Annotated in this window: 19 protein-coding genes; 6 read left to right on the forward strand and 13 right to left on the reverse strand. The window is 73.9% G+C overall.

Features of this window, described 5'->3' with window-relative positions; translation table 11 throughout:
- Positions 1-12: 12 nt before the first annotated feature.
- Positions 13-1635, forward strand: a complete 1623-nt coding sequence (locus ACL02R_RS19795; RefSeq protein WP_412798332.1) for an MDR family MFS transporter — start codon at positions 13-15, stop codon at positions 1633-1635.
- Positions 1636-1734: 99 nt separating this feature from the next.
- Here the strand turns inward: ACL02R_RS19795 and ACL02R_RS19800 are convergent, their stop codons facing one another.
- Positions 1735-1965 carry a DUF5133 domain-containing protein gene (locus tag ACL02R_RS19800; RefSeq protein ID WP_412798285.1) on the reverse strand — a complete coding sequence of 77 codons (231 nt, stop codon included), beginning with the start codon at positions 1963-1965 and terminating at the stop codon, positions 1735-1737.
- Between the two features lie 250 nt (positions 1966-2215).
- On the opposite strand from ACL02R_RS19800, the gene ACL02R_RS19805 reads away from it, so the two are divergent.
- On the forward strand, positions 2216-2770 hold the full coding sequence (locus tag ACL02R_RS19805) for an AAA family ATPase (RefSeq protein ID WP_412798286.1): 555 nt from the start codon (positions 2216-2218) through the stop codon (positions 2768-2770).
- Between the two features lie 512 nt (positions 2771-3282).
- On the opposite strand, the gene ACL02R_RS19810 is transcribed toward ACL02R_RS19805, so the two are convergent.
- Positions 3283-4233 carry a sugar kinase gene (locus ACL02R_RS19810; RefSeq protein WP_412798287.1) on the reverse strand — a complete coding sequence of 317 codons (951 nt, stop codon included), beginning with the start codon at positions 4231-4233 and terminating at the stop codon, positions 3283-3285.
- Complete coding sequence (locus ACL02R_RS19815) at positions 4233-4826, reverse strand: bifunctional 4-hydroxy-2-oxoglutarate aldolase/2-dehydro-3-deoxy-phosphogluconate aldolase (protein WP_412798288.1); 594 nt, start codon at positions 4824-4826, stop codon at positions 4233-4235. The genes ACL02R_RS19810 and ACL02R_RS19815 overlap by 1 nt, the downstream gene beginning before the upstream one ends.
- Before the next feature lie 75 nt (positions 4827-4901).
- On the opposite strand from ACL02R_RS19815, the gene ACL02R_RS19820 reads away from it, so the two are divergent.
- Positions 4902-5705, forward strand: coding sequence for an IclR family transcriptional regulator (locus tag ACL02R_RS19820; protein ID WP_412798289.1), 804 nt, complete (start codon positions 4902-4904; stop codon positions 5703-5705).
- Between the two features lie 34 nt (positions 5706-5739).
- On the opposite strand, the gene manD is transcribed toward ACL02R_RS19820, so the two are convergent.
- From manD to ACL02R_RS19860, 8 genes are all read right to left on the reverse strand, one after another.
- On the reverse strand, positions 5740-6957 hold the full coding sequence (gene manD, locus ACL02R_RS19825) for a D-mannonate dehydratase ManD (protein WP_412798290.1): 1218 nt from the start codon (positions 6955-6957) through the stop codon (positions 5740-5742).
- 56 nt (positions 6958-7013) lie between these two features.
- Positions 7014-7907 (reverse strand): carbohydrate ABC transporter permease, encoded by an 894-nt coding sequence (locus ACL02R_RS19830; protein ID WP_412798291.1) that lies wholly within the window; start codon positions 7905-7907, stop codon positions 7014-7016.
- Positions 7904-8857 carry a carbohydrate ABC transporter permease gene (locus tag ACL02R_RS19835; protein ID WP_412798292.1) on the reverse strand — a complete coding sequence of 318 codons (954 nt, stop codon included), beginning with the start codon at positions 8855-8857 and terminating at the stop codon, positions 7904-7906. The genes ACL02R_RS19830 and ACL02R_RS19835 overlap by 4 nt, the downstream gene beginning before the upstream one ends.
- Positions 8857-10179 (reverse strand): ABC transporter substrate-binding protein, encoded by a 1323-nt coding sequence (locus ACL02R_RS19840; protein ID WP_412798293.1) that lies wholly within the window; start codon positions 10177-10179, stop codon positions 8857-8859. Before ACL02R_RS19840 ends, ACL02R_RS19835 begins: the two co-directional genes overlap by 1 nt.
- A gap of 186 nt (positions 10180-10365) precedes the next feature.
- A complete protein-coding gene (locus ACL02R_RS19845; RefSeq protein ID WP_412798294.1) occupies positions 10366-11151 on the reverse strand; it encodes a FadR/GntR family transcriptional regulator in 786 nt (261 codons plus the stop codon).
- Between the two features lie 39 nt (positions 11152-11190).
- On the reverse strand, positions 11191-12123 hold the full coding sequence (locus tag ACL02R_RS19850; RefSeq protein WP_412798295.1) for a cytochrome c oxidase assembly protein: 933 nt from the start codon (positions 12121-12123) through the stop codon (positions 11191-11193).
- 124 nt (positions 12124-12247) lie between these two features.
- Complete coding sequence (locus ACL02R_RS19855; protein ID WP_362959288.1) at positions 12248-12979, reverse strand: type 1 glutamine amidotransferase; 732 nt, start codon at positions 12977-12979, stop codon at positions 12248-12250.
- A 49-nt stretch (positions 12980-13028) separates the two neighbouring features.
- Positions 13029-14267, reverse strand: coding sequence for a MurT ligase domain-containing protein (locus tag ACL02R_RS19860; protein WP_412798296.1), 1239 nt, complete (start codon positions 14265-14267; stop codon positions 13029-13031).
- Positions 14268-14528: 261 nt separating this feature from the next.
- Here ACL02R_RS19860 and ACL02R_RS19865 point away from each other — a divergent pair, with 261 nt between their 5' ends.
- Both ACL02R_RS19865 and ACL02R_RS19870 read left to right on the forward strand, forming a co-directional pair.
- Positions 14529-14723, forward strand: a complete 195-nt coding sequence (locus ACL02R_RS19865) for a hypothetical protein (protein WP_412798297.1) — start codon at positions 14529-14531, stop codon at positions 14721-14723.
- Between the two features lie 2 nt (positions 14724-14725).
- Entirely contained in the window at positions 14726-16171 is a 1446-nt protein-coding gene (locus tag ACL02R_RS19870; RefSeq protein WP_412798298.1) for a hypothetical protein, read from the forward strand.
- 33 nt (positions 16172-16204) lie between these two features.
- Here the strand turns inward: ACL02R_RS19870 and ACL02R_RS19875 are convergent, their stop codons facing one another.
- Positions 16205-17419 (reverse strand): ROK family protein, encoded by a 1215-nt coding sequence (locus tag ACL02R_RS19875; RefSeq protein WP_412798299.1) that lies wholly within the window; start codon positions 17417-17419, stop codon positions 16205-16207.
- A 17-nt stretch (positions 17420-17436) separates the two neighbouring features.
- On the opposite strand from ACL02R_RS19875, the gene ACL02R_RS19880 reads away from it, so the two are divergent.
- Positions 17437-18717: an MFS transporter gene (locus ACL02R_RS19880; protein ID WP_412798300.1), complete on the forward strand. Its 1281-nt coding sequence runs from the start codon at positions 17437-17439 to the stop codon at positions 18715-18717.
- 412 nt (positions 18718-19129) lie between these two features.
- On the opposite strand, the gene ACL02R_RS19885 is transcribed toward ACL02R_RS19880, so the two are convergent.
- Positions 19130-20440, reverse strand: a complete 1311-nt coding sequence (locus ACL02R_RS19885) for a geranylgeranyl reductase family protein (protein WP_412798301.1) — start codon at positions 20438-20440, stop codon at positions 19130-19132.
- Between the last annotated feature and the right edge of the window lie 65 nt (positions 20441-20505).

Genomic DNA, 20505 nt, shown 5'->3' on the forward strand with positions numbered 1-20505 from the left:
GCGGCCGGGCCCATGGACCACCGCCACGTCCTGCGCGCGATGAGCGGCCTGCTCGTCGTGCTGTTCATGGCGATGATCAGCTCCACGATCGTCTCGGTGGCCCTGCCCCAGATCATCGGCTCGCTCAACGGCACGCAGTCCCAGTACACGTGGGTGGTCACCGCCACCCTGCTGGCCTCGACGGCCTCCACCCCGATCTGGGGGAAGCTCGCCGACCTCTTCAGCAAGAAGCTGCTGTTGCAGATCGCCATCGTGATCTTCACGGTGTCGGCGCTGGCCTGCGGCTTCGCGCAGAACACCGCCCAGCTCATCGCCTTCCGCGCCGTCCAGGGCCTGGGCCTCGGCGCCCTCCAGGTGCTGGTCCAGGTGATCATCGCGGCGATGATCAGCCCCAAGGAGCGCGGCCGGTACAACGGCTACCTCGGCGGCGTCATGGCCGTGGCCACGGTCGGCGGCCCGCTGCTCGGCGGCGCCATCACGGACATCTCCTGGCTCGGCTGGCGCTGGTGCTTCTTCATCGCGGTCCCGTTCACCGCGATCGCGCTGGTGATGCTGTCGCGCACGCTGCACCTCGTCGAGACGCGCCGCCCGGAGACGCGCGTGGACTACGCGGGCGCGGTTCTCATCGCCGCCGGTGTGAGCCTGCTGCTGCTGTGGGTGACCTTCGTCGACAACAACTTCGGCTGGCTCTCGTGGCAGACCGCGGTCATGGTCGGCGGCAGCGTCGTCCTGCTGGGCGCGGCCGTGCTGGTCGAGTCCCGGGTACGCGAGCCGGTCGTGCCGATGCACGTGGTGAAGCGCCGCGACCCGGCGCTGGCGATCGTCGGGAGCCTGGCCGTGGGCATGGCCATGTTCGGCGGCGCGGTGTTCCTCGGGCAGTACTTCCAGATCGGGCGGGGCTACTCGCCGACCGAGGCGGGCCTGCTGACCATCCCGCTGATGGCCGGTGTCATGCTCTCCTCCGCCGTCGCGGGCCGCATGGTCTCCCGCACCGGCAAGGTCAAGCCGTACATCCTGGCCGGGGTGATCGTCCTGACGCTGGGCTTCCTCGGCCTGTCCACCATCGACCACGAGACGTCCCTGGTCCTGGTCGGGACCGGCATGTTCGCGGTCGGCGTCGGTGTCGGCATGTCGATGCAGAACCTCGTGCTCGTGGTGCAGAACACGGTGCCCCTGAACGAGATAGGCGCGGCCAGCGGCGCGATCACGTTCTTCCGTTCGCTGGGCGGCACCATGGGCGTCTCGATCCTCGGCGCGGTGCTGGCCAACCAGGTCGCGACGAAGATCGCGAACGGGCTGCGCGAGCTGGGCATCGACCCGGCGGCGGGCGGCTCGGACGCGGGGTCCACGCTGAACGTCGCGGCGATGCCCCCCGCCGTCCAGGGCGTGATCCGCGCGGCCTACGGCGACGCGACCGGCCACATCTTCCTGATCTCCGCGGGTATCGCGCTGATCGGCGTGATCGCGGTGCTGTTCCTCACCCCGGCGACGCTCCGCGACAGCCTGGACATGCCGGCCGCGCCCGCGGTGCCGGGCGCGGACGGCGCGGCCCGTGAGAACGCGGCGGACACGGCGGTTCCCGCGGCCGTCACCTCCGCCGGACGCGGGTCCGACGGCCGGGCGCCGGGCGCCTGACCGGGGCCGGGTCCCGGCAGGGAGAAGGCCGGCCCGCCGTGGGGGAGGCGGGCCGGCCCTGTGGGGGGACGCGCGCGGGTGCGCGCGGGGGCGGCGCGGTCAGGCGCCGCTGAGCACCGGGGAGCCGGCGGGCTCGGTGCCCGCGAGCTGGCGGTGGGCCGCGGCGAGGGCGTCCTCGGCGGTACGGGTCCCGGTGGACACGCACAGCGTGTACGTGACGTCTTCCAGGCGCCTGGTCACGTCCGGGCTGGACGCGTCGTCCCGCAGTATGACGAGCGCTTCGTACTCTTCCACGAGGTTCCGCAGGACCGCGGGGTGGGCCATCATCACGGGGGGTCTCTCCTTCCGCACCACCAGTTCTTGGGGCAGCGATCCTTCGGATACCCCCGCTTTTCTTGAGCACTCCTGGCGTTTTCCCGCCATTTCCGCGGCGGGGGCCGCGACGGGCGTGAGGCGGGAAGACCGCAGGTCGGCGGGGGTGGGCTGTGGCCCGGGAGTCAGGCGGGGCGCTCCCGCCGCCGTCCGGATCCTTCTGCCCGGGGGCGCCCTGCCTCCGTACGGGCGCGTCTATCGTCGCTCCATGACGCATCGGATGGTCTGGGTGAACGGCGCCTTCGGCAGCGGGAAGACCACGCTCGTCGGCGAGTTGAGCCGGAGGTGGCCCGAGGCGCTGGTCTACGACCCGGAGTCGACCGGTTACCTCCTGAGGGAGATCGTCCCTGTCACCGGGGGCAACTTCCAGCACCTGCCGCTGTGGCGCAGGCAGGTCGTCTCGCTCGCCCTCGGGCTCTTCGAGGAGTACGACCGGCCGGTGCTGTCGGCGCAGACGCTGGTGGACGCCGCGTACGCCCGGGAGATCTTCGGCGCGCTGCGGACGGCGGGCGTGGACGTCCTGCACGTCTGCCTCCGGGTGCCGCCCGCCGAGCTCGGCAGGCGCATCGACGGCCGGACCGTCGTTCCGGGCGACCCGGTGCGCGACGCGGAGATCCGCCGCTGGTGCCGCGAGCAGAATGTGAGGTGGACCGCCGCCGCGGACGAGCTGCGCGCGGAGGGCGTCCATCTCGACGCCGGGCGCCCGGTCGCCGAGCTGGCGGACGAGGTGCTGGCCCTGGCGACGGGTGGCGCGACGTCGTGAGACCGGCGTGGACGCCGCCACCGGCCGGATGGTGATGTCCGTCCGCCTCGCACCGGCGGCAAGCCCGCGTGCGCCCGCACGCGCAGCGGTCCTCCGGACCCGGCCACTGTCCGCCTGTGTCTGCCGGACCGCCCGGGGCTCCCCCGGCCTGACGGGCTGGGGGCACACCGGACCGTCCTCGTACCCGGTGTACCCGACGATGCGGCAACGCGGACAGCGCCGCCTCCGGGGCCCCTCCCAGCCGCCACGCCCGGCGCGCGGGGCGCGCTGGACGGTCCTCAGGTCTGGGAGGTCTCCGTCCCCCGGCGTCCACGCCGGCCGCCCGTGCACCCGCGAGGCCGCCCAGGTGCGCGACGCCGCTCACGCAGGCGGCGGCGGGAAACGGCTTCAACGGGGTCGGCACGCCTGGCGGGTCATCCGGACCCCGCCGTACGCGCCGCCCCCGGCACGGCGGTCTCAGCGATCGGCGCGGTGTCCGCCGGGACCGGGAGAACGGCGGGCCCCGCCCTGGGTCAGGCGGTGGGCGGCGTGGGGGCGGCGGTCCGGGTGTCGGCCAGGGTGGGGATAAGGCCGGTGCCGCCCTGTCCCGCCACCGACAGGGAGGCGGCCCCGATGCCCAGGCTCACGGCCGTGCGCAGCGGGTCGCCGAGCGCCAGGCGCGCGGCGGTGGTGCCCGCCAGGACGTCCCCCGCGCCGGTGGCGTCCACGGCCTCGGCGACGCGCGGCACGGGGAAGGTGACCAGGCCGTCGGCGTCGGCGACGACCACGCGGTCCGCGCCCATGGTGACGGCCGCCGCCGCCGCGCCGAGCGCCCGTGCCTCACGGGCCGCCGACTCCGGGTCGCCGGTGCCGAGCAGCGCGCGGGCGTCGGAGGGGCAGGAGGGGGTGACGAGGGCGCAGTGCGGGGCGATCTCGGCGAGGGCGGCGCGTGCCCGTTCCGCGGTGGTGAGGCGGGCGCGGAAGTTGGGGTCGTAGACGACGGCGGCGCCGCCGTCCGACGCGATCCGGGCGGCGGTGAGGACGGCGCGGCGGCTGGTGTCGGACAGCGCGCTGCCGATGCCGGTGACGACGAGGGCACCCGCCTCCGCGAGGACGGCCGCGTGCCGCTCGATGTCGGCGGCGTCCAGGCGGGAGGCGACGCTGCCGCTGCGCCAGTAGGTGAACTCGCGCTCGCCCGTGAGGTCGCCGTGCAGCATGTAGGCGCCGTTGCTGCCGGGCACGCGCTGGATGAGCGAGGTGTCGACGCCGAGGTCGGCGACGCGGCGGACCAGGGCGTCGCCGAGCTGATCGTCGGCGACGGCGGTCAGCACGGCCGTACGGGCACCGGCGGCGGCCGAGGCGGCTGCCGCGTTGAGGGTGTCGCCGGAGAAGCCGAGCCGGACGGGCGTGCCGTCGCCGAGGGGGCCCTCGCAGTACAGCTCGACGAGGATCTCGCCGATGAGGACGACGTCGAAGCGTGCCATCACGCGCCCCCGAAGACGCGGGCGAGCGCGGCGTGGTCGTCGGGCAGTCCCGAGCCGATGCCGACGGCGAGCGCCCCGGCGGCGAGGTAGGCGGGCGCCTCGTCCACGGCGATGCCGCCGGTCGGGATGAGGACGGCGTGCGGCAGGACGGCGCGCAGGGAGGAGAGGAAACGGGGCCCGCCGACGTGGGCGGGGAAGACCTTCGCGGGGCCGCGGCTCGCGGCGTCGGCGACCTCGGCGGGGGTGAAGCCGCCCTCGATGAAGACGGTCCCGCGCTCGGCGGCGACCGCGCGGACCGCGGGGGCCGGGTAGGGCGAGACGAGGAACGCGGCCCCGGCGTCGGCGGCCGCGGTGGCCTGTTCCGCGGTGGTGACGGTGCCGACGCCGAGCAGCGGGCCGTCGCCGAGCGCGTCGCGGCAGGCGGCGAGGGCGAGATGCCAGTCGGGGGTCGAGGTGGTCAGCTCGACCGCCCGGCAGCCCGCCCCGACCAGGCCCGTGACACGGGCGACGGCGGCCGGGACGTCCGGTGAGCGCAGCACCGGGAGGAGGCGTTGGGCGCCGAGGGCGGCGAGGAGGGGGCTCGTTGCTGACATGCCGTTCCGTTACGTAGAATGCTGTTCTGTTGAATGAAACGCCACTGACGCTAACGAGCCCACGGGGAGCTGTCAATGCCGGACAACGACGCCCGCACGAGCACGGCCACGGGCGCGCGGGCGGGCCGTTCGTCGGACGCGGGCAACGCCACCGCCAAGGCGCTGCGCCTGCTGGAGGCCGCCGCCGCGCCGGGCGGCCCCCACCGCCTCGGCGCCATCGCCGCCGCCGCCGGGGTGCCCAAGGCCAGCGCGCACCGCATCCTGCGCAGCCTGGTGGACGACGCGTTCCTCGTCCCCGACGGCGAGGGCGGTTACGCGACCGGCCCCCGCCTGCGGGCACTGGCGGCGCAGGTCCACGCGGACGGCGCGGGCGACGAGCTGGTCCAGTCCGAGCTGACGGGGCTGCGCGACCGTACGGGCCACACGGTGCACGCGGCGCTGCGCAGCGGCGACGGGGCGGCGTACACCCACAAGGTCTCGGGCCCGCACGCCGTGCAGATGGCGTCGCACGTCGGCATGCGCATGCCGCTGCACTCGACGGCGATCGGCAAGTGCGTCCTCGCGGCGCTCCCCGGGGACGAGCTGGCCGAGCTGATCGACCGCGCCGGGCTGCCCGCCAGGACGCCGCGCACGCTGACGGACGGCGACGCGCTGCGCCGGGAGCTGGCGCGGGTGCGGGCGGACGGCTTCGCGCTGGACGACGAGGAGAACGAGACCACGATCCGCTGCCTCGGGGCACCGCTGCGCGACGCGGCCGGGGCGGTCATCGGCGGCGTGAGCGTCTCGACGGTGACCTTCCTCGTGCCGCGCGACGAGCTGCTGGCGCTGGCGGACACCGTACGCGCGACCGCCGCGGCCATCTCGGCGCGCCTGCGCTGAGACGGCCGCGGCAGAACCGCGGCGAGGGGGCGGGTCACCAGTCGTGGACGGTGCCGTCCTGGAGGCGGTTCACGGGCAGGTAGCCCTGCGCGTACGGGTGGGCGGCGGCGAGTTCCTCGTCCAGCTCGACGCCGATGCCCGGGGCCTCGCCGGGGTGGAGGTGTCCGTCGCTGAACGTGTACGCGTGCCGGAAGACCTCGTTCGTCAGGTCGGTGTGGCCCGAGTACTCCTGGATGCCGAAGTTGTGGATCGCCAGGTCCAGGTGGACGGCGGCGGCCATGCCGACCGGCGAGATGTCCTCGGGGCCGTGGATCGCGCTCCTGATCTGGTACTGCGCGGCGTAGTCGAACAGCTTGCGCAGCGGCGTGACGCCGCCGAAGTGGGTGACGGCGGAGCGCACGTAGTCGATCAGCTGCTCCTGCACCAGCGTCTGGTAGTCGAAGACGGTGTTGAACACCTCGCCGATCGCCAGGGGCGTGGTGGTGTGGCGGCGCACGACGCGCAGCCCCTCCTGGTTCTCGGCGGGCGTGCAGTCCTCCAGCCAGAACAGCTTGTACGGTTCGAGCTCCTTGCCGAGCCTGGCCGCCTGGAGGGGGGTGAGGCGGTGGTGGGCGTCGTGCAGCAGGGGCAGTTCGGGGCCGAACTCGTTGCGCACCGCCTCGAAGACGCCCGGGATGTGGCGCAGGTACGCGTCGGTGTCCCAGTCCTCGACGTGCGGGCGGACGCGCTGGTCGAGCCGTGTGGGGTTGGCGGCGTCCGGCGCGCTGTGCACCCCGTAGACGGCCTTCAGGCCCGGGATGCCGGTCTGGACACGTATCGACTTGTAGCCTTCGGCGAGCCGGGCGCGTATGGAGTCGAACAGCTCGGGGAGGTCGCGGCCGTTGGCGTGCCCGTAGGTGCGCACCCGCTCGCGGCTCGCGCCGCCGAGCAGCTGGTAGAGGGGCAGCCCGGCGACCTTCGCCTTGATGTCCCACAGCGCGACGTCCACGGCGGCGATGGCGGCCATCGTCACGGGGCCGCGCCGCCAGTACGCGCCCCGGTAGAGGAACTGCCAGGTGTCCTCGATGCGGTGCGGGTCGCTGCCGATCAGCAGGGGCGCGACGTGGTCGGTGAGGTAGCTGACGACGGCGAGTTCGCGGCCGTTGAGCGTCGCGTCGCCGAGGCCGGTGACGCCCTCGTCGGTCGTGATCTTCAGGGTCACGAAGTTGCGCCCCGGGCTGGTGACGACGACCTTCGCGTCGGTGATCTTCATGGAAAGGATCTTCCCTTGGGTGGGGATGGGGGTGAGGCGGGGTGCGGGGGGGGCGGTCAGCCCTTGGTCGCGCCCGCGGTGAGACCGGCGACGAGGTATTTCTGCCCGAGGACGGCGACGATCACGACCGGCACGGTGATCAGGGTGGCCGCCGCCATGAGGCCGCCCCAGTCGGTGCTGGCGTAGGAGATGAAGTTGAACAGCGTCACCGGCACGGTCTGCGTGTCCTCGTCGGCGAAGATCAGCGCGAACATGAAGTTGTTCCAGCTGAAGACGAACGCGAGCAGTGCGGCCGTCGCGGTGCCGGGCGCGGCCAGCGGCAGGGATATGCGCCAGAACGCGCCGAACGCCGACAGCCCGTCGGTGCGCGCGGCCTCCTCCAGCTCGACCGGCAGGCCCTCGAAGAAGCCGATCATGATCCACAGGATCAGCGGCACCGAGACGAACATGTGGCTGAGCACCAGGACGGTGTAGCTGCCGACCAGTCCGGCCTGCGCGAACAGGTAGTACCAGGGCACGAGCAGCGAGATCGCCGGGATGATGCGCGCGACGAGGATCAGCGAGCCCGTGCGGTGCATCCGGAAGCGGCCCACCGCCCAGGCGGCCGGGACGGCGATGACCGCCGACAGGACCGTGGAGACGACGCCGACGATCAGGGAGTTCTTCATCGAGCTGAAGACGGCGCCGTCGTCGATGATGCCGCGGAAGTTGTCCAGCGTCGGCGTGAAGATCAGGCCGACGTCCGGGTTCGTCACCTGCACGTTGGTCTTGAACGCGGCGGCGAACATCCAGATCAGCGGCAGCGCGAAGACCAGTGACACGGCGATCACGGCGGCCACGCGGACCCCGCCCCAGACCCTGCGGCGGCGTTCGCGCGGTGACGGGACGCGGCGCACGGGTGCGGGAGGCGCGGCGGAGGGCGCGGGGGTGGAGGGGGCTGCGGCACTCATGCGGACTTCCTTCCGCGGCGCCGGAGGAGGATCACGACACCGATGATGAAGAGCGTGAACAGGACGAGGACGGCGGAGGCCAGCCCGTACTCCTGGTAGTCGAAGGTGAGTCCGTACGAGTAGACGTTGAGCGTCTCGACCTCGAAGTTCGAGCCGCCGCCTGGACCCTTGGTGGCGTAGAGGATGTCGAACGTCTTCAGCGCGTCGACGGACCGCAGGACCAGCGCGGTGACGAGCGTCGTGCTCAGCATCGGCAGGATCACGTAGCGGAACCGCTGCCACCCGTTGGCGCCGTCGACGAGCGCCGCCTCCTCCGGCTCGTCCGGCAGCGTGGACAGGCCGGCGAGCAGCAGCAGCGTCATCATCGGGGTCCACTGCCAGATGTCGATGAACATCAGCGTGGGCAGGGACTGGCCGACCGAGCCGAGGAACTCCTGGCGGGGCAGGCCGACCGACTCCAGCAGGTGGTTGGCGATGCCGTTGGTCGGGTCGAGGATCAGCAGCCACAGGATGCCGATGGCGACCGGGGTGGTGAGCAGCGGGATGATCAGGATGGTGCGGACCCAGCGCATGCCGCGGAACGCCTTGCGCATCAGCATGGCGAGGCCGAGGCCGAGGACGGTCTCGACGAGCACCGCGCCGATGGTGAACACGACGGTGCGGCGGACCGCGGGCCAGAAGCGGCGCGAGTCCTCCAGGGCGTCGACGAAGTTCTGGAGGCCGACGTAGCCCTTCTTCGCGTTCACGGCGCCGAAGGCGTCGGTGAGGCTGAGGTTCAGCGTGAAGAGCAGCGGGAAGACGATCATGGCACCGACGAAGATCAGCGCGGGGGCCAGCATGGCCCACTTGAGGCGGCGGTTGGCCTGCTCGAACGTGCGCTCCCGCCGTCCGGCGCGGCGGGGGCCGGCCGTGCCGGTCCGCTCGGCCGGGGGGACCTGGGTGGTGGACATCAGCTCTCCCGGTGGCGGTTGTCACGGACGAGGAAGTCGGCGAACTCGGCGTCGGCGTCGCGCGCCACACCGGGCACGGACTGGCCGAGGATGCCCGCCACCAGGGGGCGGCCCACGATGTCGCGGGCGCGGCCGACCTGGAGGACGTCGGGCCGGTCGGCGCCGATCCCGTCCTGCGTGCCCTGCCGCATGGCGTCGGCGAGGTCGGAGGGGAAGGTGGCCAGGGTCTCGGGGTCGGACCAGGCGGACTCGCGGGCGCCGGGGATGCCGAGGGCCTGGATCTCGGCGGACATCTCGGGACCGGCGGCCCAGCGGATGAACTCCCACGCGTCGTCGCGCAGCCGGGAGAACTCGTTGATGCCGAGGCTCCAGGAGGGGACGTTGCTCGGCTTGGACCCGGCGGGCCCGGCGGGGAAGGGTGCGAAGCCGACGGTCTCCTGGACGGTGGAGACGGCCGGGTCGAGGAAGCTCGTGTAGATGGCGTCCGCGTCGATGTAGAACGCGGCCTTGCCCTGGGCGAAGATCGGCATGGCCTGTTCGAGGCTCATGTTGGTGGCGCCGGGCGGGCCCGCCTCGTGGAGCAGCCTGCCGTAGTACTCGTACGCGGTGACGGCCTCGCGCTCGGCGATCGCGGACCGGCCGTCGCGGGTGAACGCGCCGCCGAAGGAGAACAGGAAGCTGGACCAGGTGCTGACCGCGCCGTTGCGCTGGCCGCGGCCGACGTAGCCGAAGAAGCCGTTGCCCCGGTCGGACAGGTCGAGGGCCATGTCCAGCATCGCGTCGAGCGTGGCGGGCGGGCCGCCGAGCGGCTCGACGATGTCGCGCCGGTAGTACAGCGCGGGGCGCTCGGTGACCACCGGGACGCTGAGGACCTTGCCCGCGGTGACGGACCGGCCGCGCGGGGCCTCCTGGAAGTCGTCCCACCGGAAGCCGGCGTCGCCCTCGACATAGCCGGTGAGGTCGGCGAGCCAGCCGTTGTGGGCGAAGAGCAGCTGCTCCTGGAGGGCGCGGACCATCATGACGTCCACGTCGGTCCCGGACGCGTTGAGCTTGACGTTGTAGCTGTTGGAGAGCTGGTCGGCGGTGAGCATCGTGATGCTGACCCGGCGCTTGATGCGGTCCTCGAACTCCTCGATCCGGTCCGCGATCGCCTGAGACCAGACGTGGTTGATCGCCATGACGCGCAGCGGGGTGTCCGCGGACGGCTTGCCGCCTCCCGGCCCGCACGCGCTGAGCAGGCTCGCTCCCCCGGCGGCTATCGCCGTGGCGGCGGCCAGCCGGCCGAACGAGCGGCGGCTGACGGACTGGCTGCTCGTGGACATCCGCGTCCTCGACTTTCTTGGTGCATACGCCCGTTTTGTTCTGTTTCGACTCCACGGATCACCCGGCGCGACGGGTCGGGACGATCCGCTGGTCCAACTGGTAGGACCAGTCGGACCATAACAGGGGGAGGTGTGGCATGACCACCCTCGGAGCCTGACGCCCTGTCGGGCCGGAAGGCCGCCCGGTCAGCCGTGGGGGTGCGACTGGCGCAGCAGCGCGTCGATGTGCTGTCTGGCCATGAGGTCCACGCTGACATCGAGGTCGGCGCCGTACGTCCGCAGGCCGAGCATCAGGTGCTCGCGCATGCGCCGCCTCGCCTCGGGGACGTCACGGGCGAGGACGGCTTCCAGGATCTCGGGGTGGTGCGGGACGCCCGGCTCGCCGATGGACGGGTCCGAGTTGGAGCGCAGCATCATCTCGAACATCATGCCGCTGATCGACGAGAGCATGATGCGCAGCACCGGGTTGCCGCTCGCCTCGGCGATGGCGTCGTGGAAGGCGAGGTCGGCGTTGGCCTTGGAGACGACGTCGGTGGCGTGCAGGAGCCCGTCGTTGGCGCGGCGCATCGCGGCGAGGTGCGCGTCGGTGGCGCGCTCGGCGGCGAGGCCGACGATCTCGACCTCCAGCGGGATGCGCGCCTCGATGAGCTGGCGCACGGTGGGCCGCCCGGCGCGGTAGAGGGCGTCGTAGCTGCGGGCCTGGCCGGACGACTGCTCGGCGACGAACGAGCCGCGGCCCGGTGCGACCTCGATCAGGTGCTGGGCCTCCAGCCGCCGCAGGACCTCACGGACGACGTTGCGGCTCGCGCCGAACTGGCCGGCCAGCTCGCGTTCGGACGGCAGCTTCGTGCCGACGGCGATCTGCCCCGACCGGATGTCGTGCTCCAGCTGGCGGGCGATGCGCTCGGTGAGCAGCCCTCTCTGCTGGGGTGCGGCGCGGCCCGGTGACGAGGACGGGGCGGCGGCGGGCATGCTCTGGAGAATACAGGAGGGCCGTGCGGCGGGCGCCGGTCAGCGGGTGCGCAGCGACGCGAGGTAGGCGTTGTACGCCTCCAGGTCGCGGTCGCCGTCGCGGTCCGCCGTGCGGTCGAGGCGCTTGGCGGTGCGCTGCTCGGACACGTACCACTGGATGACGAGCGCGATCAGCACGATCACGGTGGGGATCTCGCTGAACGCCCAGGCCATCCCGCCGGCGGCCGACTGGTCGGAGATCGCGTCGGTGCCGAGCGAGGCGGGGGGGTCGGCGAAGGTGTCGACCATCGGGCCGCTCGCCATCATGAGGGCGATGCCGAAGAAGGCGTGGAACGGCATGGTGGCGAAGAGTTCCAGCATCCGCATGAGATGTCCCGGGCGGTGCGGTCCCGGGTCGACACCCATGATGGGCCAGAAGAAGACGAGGCCCACCGCGACGAAATGCAGCATCATGCCGAGGTGGCCGATGCGCGATTCCATCAGGAAATCGAAAAGCGGTGTGAAATACAGCGCGTAGAGGCTGGCGATGAAAAGCGTGATGGTGAACAGGGAGCTGGTGACCACGCGCGTCCAGCGGCTGTGCAGCAGCCGGACGACGGCCCGGCGGCTGGTGCCGCCCGCCGGGAGGGCGCGCAGCAGCAGGGTGACCGGGGCGCCGAGGAGGAGCAGGATCGGCGACACCATGCTGATCACCATGTGCTGGAGCATGTGGGCGCTGAACAGCACCATCCCGTAGTCGTACAGCGCGGTGCAGGTGACGGCGGCGATGCTCAGGACGCCGAGGACGAACGAGACGGTCCGCCCGGCGGCCCACCGGTCGCCCCTGCGGTGGAGGCGGACGACGGCCCACAGGTAGAGGGCGAGGACGACGGCGCAGCCGACCAGGAAGACGGTGTCGCCGCCGGGGGCGAGGGCCCGCGCCACCGTGAGCGGCGGGAGGTCCGTGCCGTGGCCGTGGCCGTCGTGTTCCATCGCGTCCTCGCTGTCCTGGCGGCCCGGACGCCGGTTCTCCGGCGCGCCGGGAAAGGCATTCCGTGACCACGATAGGGAGGGCCCCTGACAGCGGTGCGGTCAGGGGCCCTTTTACCGTGTGTCCTCAGGCCGCGGAGTTGAGTGCGGCGGAAATGCGCTCGTTCCGCAGTGCCTCGAACCAGCGCTCATCGACGGGCGGGAGCGCGCCGACGTCGAGGGTCAGTTTGATCATGTGGTCGGCGATGCGCGGGTTGCGGGCGAGGACCGGTCCGTGCATGTACGTGCCGAAGACGGTGTCGCGCCAGGCGCCCTCGGTGCCGTCCCCGGTGCCGTTGCCCCGGCCGACGCTGACGCGGGCGAACGGCCGCACGCCGGGGCCGAGGTGGGTGACGCCCTGGTGGTTCTCGAAGCCGGTGAGCTGGGGCAGGCCGAGGCCCGGGTCCACGTCGGCGAGGACGTCGCCGACGCAGCGCGCGCCCTCGCCGCGCGTGCTGACGACGTCGAGCAGGCCGAGGCCGGGCTCGCGCTGGCCGAGGTCGTTGATGAACTCGTGGCCGAGGATCTGGTAGCCGGCGCACACGGAGAAGATGATGGCGCCGTTGTCGGCGGCGCGCTGGAGGCCGCCGTCACGGCGCAGCCGCTCCGCCGCGAGGCGCTGGGGGCGGTCCTCGCCGCCGCCGATCAGGTAGATGTCGGCCGAGGTGGGGATGGGCTGGTCCGACCGGATGTCCGTCCGCTCGACGTGCAGGCCGCGCTGGCGCGCGCGCCGCTCCATCACCAGGACGTTCCCCTGGTCGCCGTAGGTGCTGAGCAGGTCGGGGTAGACCCACACCAGCCGGAGGGCAGAGGCAGTCATGTGGCGGTCGCTTTCCTCTCGGGGCGGTTCACGTGGCGGGCGGGCCGGGTCAGTTGCCGACGACGCGGCGCAGGTCCTGGAACGCGGTGTAGTTCGCGATGGCCTCGATGCGTCCCGGCGGGAGGGTGGCGACGGCCTCGGCGGCGTCCGCGCAGACCCGGAAGTCGACCCCGGCCACGTCGAGGCGGACGGCGAGGTCGAGCTTGCGGTCGCCGATGACGGCGACGGGGTGGCCGAGGAGGCGGGTGTAGTCCACGTCCCACAGCCAGGAGGTGTCGGTGCCGTCGGCGCCCCGCGCGTTGACGGACAGGATGACCGGGGCGGGCGGCGGGTCGATCAGGGAGAACGTCTCCAGCCAGCCCGCCGGGTTCTTCGCCAGCAGGAGCCGCACGTCCCGTCCCTGGTAGGACACGATGTCGTAGCGCCCGGCGACGGCCGTCACGGCCTGCATCCGCTCCAGCGAGACGTGCGGCGGGATGCCGAAGACGGCGGCGACGGCGGCGGACGAGGCGGCGTTGGCCTTGTTGGCGCGGCCGGGCAGCTGGAGCCTGATGGGCCAGGCGGAGCCGTGCGGGTCGAGGACGTGGTCGCCCGACAGGACCCAGGTGGGCGTGGGGCGGCCGAAGCCGCAGCCGGCGCAGCGCCAGTCGTCGCCGTTGCGGTGGAGCACGCCGCCGCAGGACGGGCAGGACCATGCGTCGTCCTTCCACTCCTGTCCCGCCGCGACCCAGACGACGTCGCCGGACGAGGAGGCCGCCCAGACGACGAGGGGGTCGTCGGCGTTGGCGACGATGGTGGCCTTCACGCCCTGGAGGCCCTCGCGCCAGTGCTCGGCGAGCATGCGGGTCTCGGCCGCGCGGTCGAGCTGGTCGCGGGAGAGGTTGAGCAGCGCGATGATCTTGGGGGACACGTCGCGCGCGACCCCGGCGAGGTACTTCTCGTCCACCTCGATGACGCCGTAGCGGGCGGTGCCGCCGCCGGAGAGCGCGGAGGTGATGCCCGCGGGCATGTTGGCGCCGAGCGCGTTGGAGACGACCTCGCCGCCCGCGCGCAGGGCCTCGGCGATCAGGCGCGTCGTGGTGGTCTTGCCGTTCGTCGCCGAGACGAGGACCACGTCGAGGTGCCCGGCGAGCCGGGACAGCAACTCGGGGTCGAGCCGCAGCGCGACCTTGCCGCCGATCACCGATCCGCTGCCGCGGCCCGCGGCCCGGGACACCGCCGCCGCAGCCCGTCCCGCCGTCACCGCCAGCTTGGCCCGCGCCGACAACGGCTGGGTGCTTTCTGCCATCGTCCTCGCTCCTCCTCGCGCTTGCGCGTCGTCGCCCGTTGTCGCCCAGGGCTTTCCTGCACCTGTCCCTCGACCGTGGCCACCCTATCCAGATCCACGGCGGACACCGCACCGCATCGCCCCTCGTACGGCGCCCGTTGGCCGCGGCGGGCGCCGTGCCGACACTTTCACCCTTATGCACCGGCGAGCGGCCTGTCACCGATTGTGAGCTTTACAGTGCTCACAGTGAAGGCCGTCGCCGCCGGTACATCGGGAGTGCACATGGTTCTGTCCGTCTCGGGAGTCGTCCTGCTGGGCGTCATCGTGGTCCTCTTCTTCCGCAAGGACGGGCTGAAGGTCTCGCACGCGGTGGTGTGCGGGCTGTTCGGCTTCTACCTGTCGAGCACGGCGGTGGCGCCGAGCATCGCGGCGGGCGGGCAGAGCCTGGCCGAGCTGCTGGGCGGGATCTCGTTCTAATCGTGTACGGATGGGAAGTCGTGGGGCGCGGCCTCATGCGTCTCGTGCTGGTGGCCCGCGCGCGGTGGGCCCGTACGCCCAGGGAGCGGCGCGTGCCGCTGGCGCTGGGCGCGTTCGCGCTGGTGACGGCGGTGGTGCTCGTGCCGTACGGCGGGTGGCTGGCGGCCGGGCTGCTGCTGGCGGCGGCACTGGTGGCCGGGCGGCGGGCCGACTCGGCGGCGCGGGCGTCCGCCGCGGCGGCCGACGCGCGGCTGACGCTGCTGTACGAGGCGCTGGTGCCGTACTTCTCGGTGCCCGCCGACCCCTCCCCCGAGCCGCTGTACACGCCGGGCGGCGGCTGGGAGCGGTGTTTCCCCGCCTACGAGTTCGGCGGTGACGGGCGGCTGGCGAGACTGCGGCTCGTCTACCCGGCGTTCTTCCCCGACGGGGACCCGGAGGCCCGCGCGCGGGTGGAGCGCGTGCTGGCGGGCAAGGCGGGGCGGGACCGGGAGGTCCGCTTCCGGTGGGCGGAGGAGCGCAACGAGCTGGAGACCGTCGTGCTCCAGCCGCTGCCGTCCGGGATCGGGGCGCAGCGGTTCGTGACGGGGCCTGGCGAGATCGTGCTCGGTTTCACGGACGAGTGGGCCGTGGACCGTACGGTGCCGGTACACGGCGGGGTGGACTACGGCGAGCGGCTGGACGCGGCGCCGGTGGTGTGGCGTACGGGCCCGCGCGCGGCCGAACCGCACCTGCTGGTGGTGTCGGCGCCGGGGGCGGGGGCGTCGTCGCTGCTGCGGTCGGTGGCGCTCCAGGCGCTCGAACAGGGCGACGAGGTGCTGCTCGTGGACGGCGCCGGCGGCGGGGAGTTCGCGTGCTTCGCGGGACGGTCGGGGGTCGTGGGCGTCGAGTCGACGGCGAACGGCGCGGTGACGGCGCTGGAGTGGGCGATGCGGGAGACGGAGCGGCGGCTGCTCGCGGCGGGGCGGACGGAGCGTTCGCTCTGGCTCGTCGTCGACCGGCCCGCGCTCATCGGGCACCTGGCCCGGGTGCGCGGGGCCGGTGATCCGCTGGCGCTGCTCGAAGTCCCGCTGCGCTACGGGCGGGCGGGGCGGGTGACGGTCGTGGTGGGCGAGCAGGCGGAGTCGGTGGAGCGGCTGGGGCCGCTGGTGCCCGGCTGCGCGCGGGCCAGAGTGGTGCTGGGCACGGTGAACGGGGCGCAGGCGGGGGCCGTGCTGGGTGTGGCGGCGCCGGGGCGGGCCGCGCCGCCGATGGCGCCGGGGCGGGGGCTGGCGCGGCTGGGCGCCGGGCCGGTGTACCGCCTCCAGGTCCCGGCGACGCCCGACCCGTACGACGAGGCGGCGGACGAGTCGGCGCGCCGGGCCGTTCTGGCGCTGCTGCCGGAGCGGCGGGGGGCGGCGTACGGCCCGTCCCCGGCGGTGGAGGGCCCGCCGGCGGCCGGGGGGATCTGACGCGCCGGGGGGACGGCCGTACGGGCGCGGGGGTCAGGCGGTGGAAGTGAGGGCGGTCAGCGGGTCGTCGAGGACGTGCTGCCAGGCGAGTTCGCCCGCGCCGACGAGGCCGCCGTGGTGCAGGCTCGTCGGCAGGACGGGGACGCTGCCGCTGCGGCCCCACAGGCTGCGTTCCTCGACGACGGCGCGCAGCCGTTCCGCGTCCGCCTCCAGCAGGACGCGGTGCAGGCCGCCGAGGAGGATGCGGTCGGGGTTCAGGATGTTGACAAGACCGGCCAGGCCGAGGCCGAGGCGGTCGATGACGGTCCTGGTGGCGTCGCGGACGGTGGGGTCGGCCGGGTAGCCGGCGCGTACGAGGTCCCCCGCCTGGTCGAGGAGGATGCCCTCGGGACCGGGCTCGCGCCCGGCGGCGGCGAGGAGGGCGCGGGGGTCGGTCTCGATGTCGAGGCAGCCGCGGCTTCCGCAGTGGCAGGGCCTGCCGTCCGGATCGACCGTCAGGTGGCCCACCTCCAGGGCGAGTCCGGCGCTGCCGCTGTGCAGCCTGCCGTCCACGACGAGCGCGCCGCCGACGCCGTGGTGGCCGGTGGCGACGCACAGCAGGTGGCGGGCGCCCTGCCCGGCGCCGTGGCGGTGTTCGGCGAGGGCGGTGAGGTTCATGTCGTTGCCGCAGTAGCCGGGCGCGGTGATGCCCGCCTCGGCGAGGCACTCGGTGAAGATCCGGCGGACGGGGGCGCCGACGGGCCAGGCGAGGTGCAGCGGGTTGAGGGCGGTGCCGTCCGGCTCGGCGACGGCGGAGGGCACGGCGAGGGCGGCGCCGATGCACGTCCTGCCGCTGTCCCGCAGCAGCGCGGCGCCCGTCGCGACGACCGCGCGCAGCACCTCGGCGGGGTCGGCGTCCACGGTCGGGGACGGCGGGGCGGTCGCGACGAGGCGGCCGCCGAGGCCGACGAGGGCGGCGCGGTACCCGTCGGCGTGCACCTGGGCGGCGAGGGCCACGGGCCCGTCGTCCGCGATGGACAGGCGGTGGGAGGGGCGTCCCTGTCCGCCGGTGGCGGCGCCGGGGCCGGCGTCCACGGTGATGAGGCCGAGCGTCTGTAGTTCGGCGGCGACGGCACCGGCCGTGGCGCGGGTGACGCCCAGCTCGGTGGTGAGGACCGAGCGCGTGGGCGCCCGGCCGGTGTGGACGAGTTCGAGTGCCGGCCCAAGGGCGTTCCGGCCTCTGTCGAGCCTGGTGCGAGGGGAGGTCACGTGCCTATTGTGGCTTTGTGCCTCCGATGAACAAACGCCGGTCGGCGCTGACCGGACCGGCCTGGCGTGCCGGCGCGCCGTCCGGGCCGGCGGAGGCCGCGCTGCGCCGTCTGCGGATCGCCCTCACCGTCTTCTTCGCGCTCGACGGCTTCCTCTTCGCCGGGTGGGTGGTCCGCATCCCCGATGTGAAGGAGCAGACGGGGGCGTCGGCCAGCGCGCTCGGCCTGGCGCTGCTCGGCACGTCCGCCGGGGCGGTGGTGACGATGACGCTCACCGGGCGGCTGTGCCAGCGGTTCGGGAGCCGGGTGGTCACGGTGGCGGGTCTCGTCCTGCTCGCCCTGACGGTCGCGCTGCCGCCGCACACGCATTCGGCGCTGCTGCTTGGCGGCGTGCTGCTGCTCTTCGGGGCGGCGTTCGGGGCGGTCAACGTCGCGGCCAACAGCGTGGCGGTCGATCTGGTGACGGCGACGCGGCAGCCGATCATGCCGGGCTTCCACGCGGCGTACTCGCTGGGGGGCATGGTGGGCGCCGGTCTCGGCGGGCTGGTGGCGGGGAGCCTCACGGCGTCCGCGCACCTGGGGGTGCTGGCCGCGGCCGGGGTGGCGGTCGCCCTCGCGACGGGGCGCGTCCTGGTCGGCGGGACGCTGCCCGTCGTGGGCGGGGACACCGGGGACGCGCCGGCGGCGGACGGGACGGCGGCGGACGGGACGGCGGCGCGGCGGAACGGGCCGGGGCCGGCCGGGAGTCACGCGCGGCGCCTCGTGGTGGTGCTCGGCTTCATCGCGCTGTGCTCGGCGTACGGGGAGGGCGCGCTCGCCGACTGGAGCGCGCTGCACCTGAAGGAGTCGCTGGACGCGAGCGCGGGCGTGGCGGCCGTCGCGTACTCGGTGTTCGCCGGGGCGATGACCGTGGGCCGGCTGACGGGGTCGGCGATGCTGCGGCGCCTCGGGCAGAGCACCAGCCTGGTCCTCGGCGGGGCGACGGCGGCGGTGGGGATGCTCGTCGGGGCGCTGGCGCCGACGGTGTGGCTCGCGCTGGCGGGCTTCGTGCTCACCGGTCTCGGGCTGGCCAACATCTTCCCGATAGCGCTCGGCCAGGCCGGGGCGGTGGCGGGGCCGCGGGGGGTCGCGGCCGCCTCGACGCTGGGGTACGGCGGGATGCTGCTGGGGCCGGTCGCGATCGGCTTCCTGGCCGACTGGTTCTCGATGCCGGTGGCGCTGACGACGGTCGCGGCGCTGGCCGGGGCGTCGGCCGTCATCGCCTGGGCGACGCGGGACGCGGTGCGGCCGGTCGGCTGACGAGGGCGCCCGGCGGGCGGGTCACCGGCCGGTGATGCGGCGTGGTGGCTTCGCCGGCAGGGCACGTTCCGTCAGTCCGCGGACGCTGCGCCGTCTCATGCGCTGGTGGTCGCCGTACCGGTCCGCGGGCATCCGCGTCCTGCACATCGCGGACGACCGGAGCGGCGCGCGCGTGACGCGCAGCGGGGAGCACCCGTCGGCGACGGGATGACCGCGCGCCTCGGAGCAAGGCGGACTCCGGACCGGCCTGCGGCGGCCATCGTCCGGTCCCCCGTCAGCGCCCGCGTCCGCCCGGAGCCGGGCGGTCCGAACAGGCGGCCCGGCCGGACCGGTCGGGCGGCGGCGCGCGACGGGCCGCAGGCGGGCCGAGGGTGCCGACCACCGGGCGGACAGCGGGCCGCGGGGGTGGCCGTCAGGCGCGGCCCGGTTCCGTCGTCGGTGTGTCGTCGCCCGGCACGGCTGTCTCCTCCGGTGCCCGGTCCAGTGCCGAGAGCGCCCGCCGCGCCACCGGGTGCGTCCGTACGATGCCCGCCAGCGTCGTCGAGCCCCGCGTGATCTGGGCGAACGCCGTCCACGCCGGGCGGAAGCCGACGAGGGCCGTGTGCAGCAGCCTCGGCCGCCGCGAGAAGACGTCGAGCAGGCGCCGCCCCACGCCCATCTCGACGCCCAGGCCGCTCTTGACGGCGAACGTGTAGTTGAGCGCCTGCCGCCGTGCGTCCACCGCGTCACCCGCCTCGGCGATCCTGACCGCCCACTGGCCGGCCAGCCTGCCCGACCGCAGCGCGAACGAGATGCCCTCCCGCGTCCACGGCTCCAGCAACCCGGCGGCGTCCCCGCAGACGAGGACCCGCCCGCGCGACAGCGGCGAGTCGTCCGTACGGCAGCGGGTGAGGTGTCCTGACGAGATCGACGGCTCGAAGCCGGACAGTCCGCACCGCGCCGTCAGGTCCTCCAGGTAGCGCTTGGTCGCCGCGCCCTCGCCGCGCGCGGAGATGACGCCGACGGTCAGCGTGTCGCCCTTGGGGAAGACCCAGCCGTACGAGCCGGGCAGCGGCCCCCAGTCGATGAGGACCCGGCCGCTCCAGTCCCTGGCCACCTCGGGCGGCACGGGGATCTCGGACTCAAGGCCCAGGTCCACCTGTCCGAGGCGCACCCCGACATGGGCTCCTATGCGGCTGGCGCTGCCGTCCGCGCCGACGACCGCGCGGGCCAGGAGGATCTCGCCGCCGGACAGGACGACGGCGACCGTGCGCCGGTCGGGCACGGCGGGCCCGTGCTGCTCGACGCGCGACACGGCGGCGCCGGTGCGCAGTTCGGCGCCCGCCTTGACGGCGGCCTCGACGAGGCGCTGGTCGAACTCGGGCCGGTTCACCAGGCCGAAGAGCACCCGCTTGGAGCGGCGGGTGCGCGACAGCTTGCCGTTCAGCGAGAACGTGACCGCGTGCACCCGGTCGCGCAGCGGCAGTTCGAAGCCGGGCGGCAGCGCGTCCCGCGACGGGCCGATGATGCCGCCACCGCACGTCTTGTAGCGCGGCAGTTCCGCCTTCTCCAGCAGCAGGACCCGCCGCCCCGCCTCGGCGGCGGCCCGTGCGGCGGACGCCCCGGCGGGCCCGGCGCCCACGACGACGACATCCCACACCTCGCCGGTCCCGGCTCCCTCTTCACTGCTCACGATGCGCTGTAGCTCCCCGCTGCGTTCCGTCCGTCGGTCACCGCTGGGCATCCTACGCAGCCTCGGGCACGGAACACGGCTGTGGGATCATCGGACGCATTCCCGTTCGAAGGCAC

The sequence above is a fragment of the Streptomyces sp. MS19 genome (assembly GCF_047200595.1).
In the GTDB taxonomy this organism is placed as follows: Bacteria; Actinomycetota; Actinomycetes; order Streptomycetales; family Streptomycetaceae; genus Streptomyces.

Coding starts and splice junctions, on each gene's coding strand:
- ACL02R_RS19795 (WP_412798332.1), top strand. CDS start 13: ATGGACCACCGCCACGTCCTGCGCGCGATGAGCGGCCTGCTCGTCGTG.
- ACL02R_RS19810 (WP_412798287.1), bottom strand. CDS start 4,233: ATGGCACGCTTCGACGTCGTCCTCATCGGCGAGATCCTCGTCGAGCTG.
- ACL02R_RS19830 (WP_412798291.1), bottom strand. CDS start 7,907: ATGAGTGCCGCAGCCCCCTCCACCCCCGCGCCCTCCGCCGCGCCTCCC.
- ACL02R_RS19815 (WP_412798288.1), bottom strand. CDS start 4,826: ATGTCAGCAACGAGCCCCCTCCTCGCCGCCCTCGGCGCCCAACGCCTC.
- ACL02R_RS19885 (WP_412798301.1), bottom strand. CDS start 20,440: ATGCCCAGCGGTGACCGACGGACGGAACGCAGCGGGGAGCTACAGCGC.
- ACL02R_RS19805 (WP_412798286.1), top strand. CDS start 2,216: ATGACGCATCGGATGGTCTGGGTGAACGGCGCCTTCGGCAGCGGGAAG.
- ACL02R_RS19845 (WP_412798294.1), bottom strand. CDS start 11,151: ATGCCCGCCGCCGCCCCGTCCTCGTCACCGGGCCGCGCCGCACCCCAG.
- ACL02R_RS19840 (WP_412798293.1), bottom strand. CDS start 10,179: ATGTCCACGAGCAGCCAGTCCGTCAGCCGCCGCTCGTTCGGCCGGCTG.
- ACL02R_RS19820 (WP_412798289.1), top strand. CDS start 4,902: ATGCCGGACAACGACGCCCGCACGAGCACGGCCACGGGCGCGCGGGCG.
- ACL02R_RS19855 (WP_362959288.1), bottom strand. CDS start 12,979: ATGACTGCCTCTGCCCTCCGGCTGGTGTGGGTCTACCCCGACCTGCTC.
- ACL02R_RS19850 (WP_412798295.1), bottom strand. CDS start 12,123: ATGGAACACGACGGCCACGGCCACGGCACGGACCTCCCGCCGCTCACG.
- manD (WP_412798290.1), bottom strand. CDS start 6,957: ATGAAGATCACCGACGCGAAGGTCGTCGTCACCAGCCCGGGGCGCAAC.
- ACL02R_RS19860 (WP_412798296.1), bottom strand. CDS start 14,267: ATGGCAGAAAGCACCCAGCCGTTGTCGGCGCGGGCCAAGCTGGCGGTG.
- ACL02R_RS19835 (WP_412798292.1), bottom strand. CDS start 8,857: ATGTCCACCACCCAGGTCCCCCCGGCCGAGCGGACCGGCACGGCCGGC.
- ACL02R_RS19865 (WP_412798297.1), top strand. CDS start 14,529: ATGGTTCTGTCCGTCTCGGGAGTCGTCCTGCTGGGCGTCATCGTGGTC.